A 4726-nucleotide genomic window follows, 5' to 3' on the forward strand; every position below is an offset into this window, starting at 1 on the left:
GCCTTACGTGTGCGTGTCGACTTCATTGTCATCGTTTCCTCCGGGAAAGGTATACCGATCATGTTGATGTTACGATAATACCAGAATACCGTCGTACCGGCACTGTGTTTGTGTTTGTTTACGCAGAAACCCGGCTAGGGCTCAGAGGGCCCTAGCAGGTCCCGCGGGGCCTTCTTCAGGTTGTGCCGGCCGAGCTGGTCAGAGATCCGCGCCGAGGAAGGTTTCGTCGTCCAAGGCCATCGCTAGTCCCAAGATGGCGGACGAGTAGCTGTACTGGCGCATTCCCATGGCCACACCGGTCACGCTGGAGCGGAACACGGAGTCCCAGGGACCGATGGGCAAACCCCGCGGGGCGGTAGGAGGTGCGTCGACATTTGCGAAATGGACTTCGACGACCGGCTTGCTAGTCTCAGACAGGGCGTGCTTGGTCGGAATGCCGATCTCTGTGAGCCCGGCTGGATTGATGATGAAAGCGTCAGCTGTTGTAGCGGTGGCGTGGATGTACTCCAGAATGGCGCCCTCGAAGTTTGAGACGAAGGTTTCGACTTCGACGCCGATCCGGTCACCGAACTCCTCGGAGAACAGTTGGAGTTCCTCTATCGAGTTGATGGCCCCATAGACCTTCTTGTTCCGTGCCCCCAGATTGGTCATGTTAGGTCCATCGATGATGACGATCTTGTGTCGTCGGGTTCCTTGGCGGATTGATTCAGTCACAGCATTGCCTCGTTTACTTGAGTTGAGTTGACGCGGGTCTGGATGTAGTCCAGTGCCCACAGGAGGTGGGTGGCGAACACAGGTGCGTTCTCGGCGTGGGGAAAGTGTCCAAGTTCCGGCATCTCTCTCACGACGGAACCCGGGATCCGGGCGGCGAGTTCGCGGGTGGCATCAGGAGGGACGGAGTAGTCGTAGACCCCGCTCAGCAAGACCACGGGCGGAGTGTTTTGCGTGAACATGTGCTCGACTTTGGTGATGTCCCAGCAGGTGGAGTAGTACGCGATGTCCCGTTCGTAGACAGAGAATCCGCCCTGGGAATATCCCCACCAAACACGGTCCCGGTCTTCCTTCGGGGACTCCGGAGACATTAATCCGTACGTCCACTCGGGTACATGCAACGTCTGATTGACCTTCGGGTTACGCAACCAAGGAGTGTGTCGATTGGCTACTCGTGGCCCGGCCTGAGAACTCACTGCTCCCCGCACTAGGTGCGGGTGCCGCGCCACCATTTCCACCACTACTGCACCGGCCATGGAAGCACCGACGATCACTGGGACCTCGGGCAAGTTCAAAGCCCGGATTACGCCGGCGATGCAGTCCGTGTAAGTCTGTGAGTTCAGCACGTAATCGGTATTGCGTTTGCCGCCGGGAGGGTTCGACTTTCCATGCCAGGGCAGGTCAAAGGCGATGAGCTGGAACCGCGACGTCAACGCAGGATCGGACATCAGGCCGTGATATTGGCGGGTGTCTGAGCCAGCTGTAGCGAGCAACAGCAAGGGCGTACCGCGCCCGGCGGTCTCGTAATAGATGCTGCAGGTACCCCAACCAGCAACCTCTACGGCGAGGTAGCGTCCGACAACCTCATCCAAAGCCACTGGCGTCGGCTGGCTTGCGCTGGTCGAACTACGAATCAGCTCTATGACGCGGCGCACCAGATGGAGATGCTGAGCAAAAGCCTCGCGGTCCCCCAGCACTTCTCCAGTACCTCGCGGGGCGAGGAATGCCAACACATGTTGGGTTCGCGGCGCAGGCGAGGCGCTGAGCAGGAACCGCCAATCATCTGCATCGAGCATGATCGTGAAGACTGCTTGAGAGGCGGCAGTCGGCACAGTCCATACGGAACCGTTGCGCATCGACACTGTGCACGACTCCACCCCGAGAACGGTTAAGCAGAACGCTACGTCAGTGTTCGATCCAAGCTCGCGCAACTCCTGATCAGAGGCGAGCCGAGCGGTAAGATCCTGAGGGAACATCGATCAGTTGACAGAACCGGCGTCGTGTACCTGAACAGTGGGTTCAATGCCAGTGGCGCCGACCACCGACTTCCACGCGTCGAAGCCGATCTGGAATGCCACAACCCCTGCCTCCGGCAAGGCGATTTCGATTGCCTCCAGGATCTCCTGAGGACTGAGCCCGAGATCCAGCCCGACGCGGATGTGGCTTTCGATTTGCCCCTTTGGTGCCTTCAAAACCGTCAGGCTGCAGATAAAGATCAGCTCCTTCACCTTACGATCCAAGCTACGCTCATTCAAATAGGCGGCGTTGACCAACCCGTTAGCGGCCTTAAGGACCTCAAAGTCGTGCTTGGCCATGATTTTGTGGTAATCGAGCACGTATCCACGCTTGGTGGCCATCTCATCGATATAGGACTGAGCTTCATGGTTTTCGGTCATGGAATTTCCTTTGTGCTGGTAGTCGAATGCGCAAATGCACCGGGAAGGAGAGGTGTGCCGTCGAAGTGTCGCATAGCGATCTCCGCAGCAGATTTGACATGGGCGACGGTCGCACCAAAAGCAGCATCAGCGTCCCGGTCCTTGATCGCCTGAACCACCTTGGCCAACTCCTGCACCGTCTGCTCATGGCGCCCCGGAGAACCTAAAGTTAGCCGCCGCAACTGGCTGATCCGCGCCTGTATGTTCTGCAACATCTCAGCAATCACTTTGTTGCCCGATGCCGCCATAAGTGCGTCATAGAAACGGTTCTTCATCACAATGAGACGCTGCAAATCCGCATGGTCAGCTAGAGCGATTTCGTCGCAGATCCCCTCGAGCTCAAGCACCTGCGCTGCGGAGGCAGCGCTAGCGGCCAGTCGAGCGGCAGTGGCCTCAAGGATCTCACGCGTCTGGTATAGATCCTTCACCTCACTTCTGCTCAACACGCACACTATGGGGCCCACGTTCGGCTCGATGCGCACCAACCGTTCTGATTCCAACTGCCGCAGAGTCTCCCGGATGACGGTGCGACTCACCTCGTAGGTTTCGCAGAGATCCTTTTCCTTCAGGCGAACGCCAGGCAGGTAAGTCCCATCTACGATATGCGCCCGTATCTCTTCAACAGCTTGCTCTCGCAACGGCGCACCATGTCTGACTATCATCCACACTCTCCTAATACCGTATTACCGTCATTGTACCCTAGACGATATGGGTGTTCGGTCGGGTTCTTGAGGCTGGGGCCTCGATTCGCGTATTCGTGGGTTGCCAGCTGTTGAGGGCTGGCCTATCCACCAGGCGAATGGAGGCCCCAGTTGAGATTCCAGCGTACGAGCGTCGGTTTGGACGTGCACGCGCGCAGTGTCGTGGGATGCGCGATCGATGAGGACACCGGGGAAGTGATCCGTCACCGTTTCGGCTACGACCCCGCGGCAGTTTTGGAGTGGGTGCGGAGCCTGCCGCAGCCGGCGGCGGTGACGTATGAGGCCGGGCCGACCGGGTTCGCTTTGGCCCGCTTGTTCACCGCCGGGGGCATCGAGTGCCTCGTGGCGGCGCCGTCGAAGTTGCAGCGCCCGGTCGGGGATCGAGTCAAGACCGATGCCAGGGACGCGATGCATTTGGCAAGACTGCTGCGACTGGGAGAGATCGTCGCGGTTGCCGTGCCCACGATCGAGCAGGAAACCGCACGCGACCTGGTGCGAGCCAGGGAGGACAATCGGGGTGAGCTGATGGCTGCACGGCATCGGCTCTCGAAGCTGCTGTTGCGCCATGGGATCATCTATGACGGCAAACAGGCGTGGACCGGCGCGCATGATGCCTGGCTGCGTCGGCAGAGGTTCGACCATCCCGGACTGCAGGCCGCGTTCGATGCCGACTACGAAGCGGTGCAGCAGGTGCGCGCCCGCAAAGACCGACTCGACGCGATCATCGAGCAGATGGCCGCGACCAGCAACTACGCGCCCGTGGTGCGACGCCTGGGGTGCTTGCGCGGGATCTCGACCTTGACCGGGTTCGGCCTCGCGGTCGAGATCGGCAACTGGGAGCGCTTCACCGGATCCAGCATCGGAGCGTTCGTCGGGCTGGTGCCCTCAGAGCACTCCTCCGGACAGTCACGCTCGCAAGGCTCGATCACCAAAACCGGCAACACTCACGCCCGCCGCCTGCTGGTCGAGGCCGCCTGGCATCACCGCAAGCCCTATCGGCCCGGAGCGGTGATGCAGGCCCGGTGGGCTGCCGCGCCCAGCCTCGCCGCGTCCCGCGGCGAAGACGGCAACCGGCGCCTGCATCAGAAATGGCAGCACTTCACCGCACGCAAGAAGCGGCCCACGATCGCGAACGTCGCCATCGCCCGCGAGCTCGCCGGCTGGTGCTGGTCCCTGGCCGTGATGCCCGACTGACCTGGGCCCCCTGACCGGTCGGTTCAGACGGCAGGTGACGGCAGCGCGAGGAGCGACCCGCGGAACAGCTATGAGCAGCCCGCCCGAAGGGCAGGCGACGCTCGATCCTAGACAAGCGGAACCGCTCCAGCCGAACAGCACGTCCTGCGGTAACCAACCCGCGCATATCAGTCTGACCGCGCGTCGCCCACGACACGCACGACACCCACGCCGCCCGCGCCGACCACACGAAAGAGCGCCCGGAGCATGATCACTCCGGGCGCTCTTACCCCTGCCACTTGACAAAAACCAGACACATATCAGGTGTTTAGTGGCTCTTCGTCATGAAGCGGGGGTGAGTGGTTCGGGCGTGCCGGTGGCGGGATAGGCGGCGGGGCCTTCCAGGATGGAAGTTCCTACGCTCCC

Annotated in this window: 5 protein-coding genes; 1 reads left to right on the plus strand and 4 read right to left on the minus strand. The window is 60.8% G+C overall.

Annotated elements, in window-relative coordinates; translation table 11 throughout:
* Positions 1 to 198: 198 nt before the first annotated feature.
* From EV140_RS00585 to EV140_RS00600, 4 genes are all read right to left on the minus strand, one after another.
* Entirely contained in the window at positions 199 to 714 is a 516-nt protein-coding gene (locus EV140_RS00585; RefSeq protein WP_198674310.1) for a type II 3-dehydroquinate dehydratase, read from the minus strand.
* Positions 711 to 1823, minus strand: a complete 1113-nt coding sequence (locus EV140_RS00590) for an alpha/beta fold hydrolase (protein WP_157985569.1) — start codon at positions 1821 to 1823, stop codon at positions 711 to 713. The genes EV140_RS00585 and EV140_RS00590 overlap by 4 nt, the downstream gene beginning before the upstream one ends.
* 147 nt (positions 1824 to 1970) lie before the next feature.
* Positions 1971 to 2387 (minus strand): carboxymuconolactone decarboxylase family protein, encoded by a 417-nt coding sequence (locus tag EV140_RS00595; protein ID WP_130280060.1) that lies wholly within the window; start codon positions 2385 to 2387, stop codon positions 1971 to 1973.
* Entirely contained in the window at positions 2384 to 3088 is a 705-nt protein-coding gene (locus EV140_RS00600) for a GntR family transcriptional regulator (protein WP_130280062.1), read from the minus strand. The genes EV140_RS00595 and EV140_RS00600 overlap by 4 nt, the downstream gene beginning before the upstream one ends.
* A 150-nt stretch (positions 3089 to 3238) precedes the next feature.
* Here EV140_RS00600 and EV140_RS00605 point away from each other — a divergent pair, with 150 nt between their 5' ends.
* Complete coding sequence (locus EV140_RS00605; RefSeq protein WP_130280064.1) at positions 3239 to 4321, plus strand: IS110 family RNA-guided transposase; 1083 nt, start codon at positions 3239 to 3241, stop codon at positions 4319 to 4321.
* Positions 4322 to 4726 lie beyond the last annotated feature (405 nt).

Origin of the sequence: Microcella alkaliphila (assembly GCF_004216855.1) — a bacterium.
In the GTDB taxonomy this organism is placed as follows: domain Bacteria; phylum Actinomycetota; class Actinomycetes; order Actinomycetales; family Microbacteriaceae; genus Microcella; species Microcella alkaliphila.

Coding starts and splice junctions, on each gene's coding strand:
- EV140_RS00595 (WP_130280060.1), bottom strand. CDS start 2,387: ATGACCGAAAACCATGAAGCTCAGTCCTATATCGATGAGATGGCCACC.
- EV140_RS00600 (WP_130280062.1), bottom strand. CDS start 3,088: ATGATAGTCAGACATGGTGCGCCGTTGCGAGAGCAAGCTGTTGAAGAG.